This window comes from Dactylosporangium salmoneum (assembly GCF_039532525.1).
GTDB lineage: Bacteria > Actinomycetota > Actinomycetes > Mycobacteriales > Micromonosporaceae > Dactylosporangium > Dactylosporangium salmoneum.
This window is the reverse complement of record NZ_BAAARV010000044.1, coordinates 10,906-11,596: the sequence shown is the minus strand read 5'-3', so window position 1 is coordinate 11,596 and position 691 is coordinate 10,906. Positions and strand designations below refer to the sequence as shown.

The 691-nt window shown below is 74.8% G+C and carries 1 protein-coding gene; it reads left to right on the top strand.

What is annotated here, in order from left to right; translation table 11 throughout:
* Positions 1 to 383 precede the first annotated feature (383 nt).
* On the top strand, positions 384 to 691 hold a 308-nt coding region (locus ABD352_RS25975), incomplete at its 3' end, for a chemotaxis protein CheW (RefSeq protein ID WP_344615092.1).

The window sequence follows — 691 nt, the reverse complement described above, 5'->3', positions numbered from 1 at the left end:
CCAGGCACCTCGGCCGGGGCGGCCGGTTCGAGCCACGGTCCGCCGTGGGCCAGGCACCTCGGCCGAGGCCGACGTGGCCCAGCAGCTGCACGCCCTAGGGCGCCCGGCAAGGAGCGCCGCTCTGCATCGCGGCGGGCGCACGAATTCCGTTACCACCCGACCTCGGCGGTGACTGGACACCGATCGCGGCTGGCGCGACACGCCGCTGTCGGGAGCGGGCGCCGGTGCCAACTCGTGCGTGTCCGAGGACTCCCGGCATTTCCGCGGCGGAGCGGCGGGCTGACGGAGGCGAGCCGACCGGTGGGCCGTCGGACCCTATTTCCCCGTCCGAGGTCGGGCAAACCGATCATTTGCCGCGTATGCCGTCATATCCTGTGGCCAGCGTGGTTGATCAACTGGGCGGGGTGACGCGGATGCAGGATCAGCTCGTCTTCGGCGTGGGCCGGTTGCTGTGCGCGTTGCCGCTCGCCGCCGTCGTCGAGACCGTCCGGCCGCTGCCGGTCCAGCCGCTGGCCGGCGGCGGGGGCGCGCTGCTGGGCGTGGCCGTGATCCGCGGCGGCGCCGTCCCGGTCCTGGACACCGCGCGGCTGCTGGGCGACCCGGGCGCCGAGCCGACCAGGTTCGTGACGGCTGCGGGCCCGCGCGGCACGATCGCGTTCGCCACGGGCGACGTGATCGGCGTGCGGGCCGT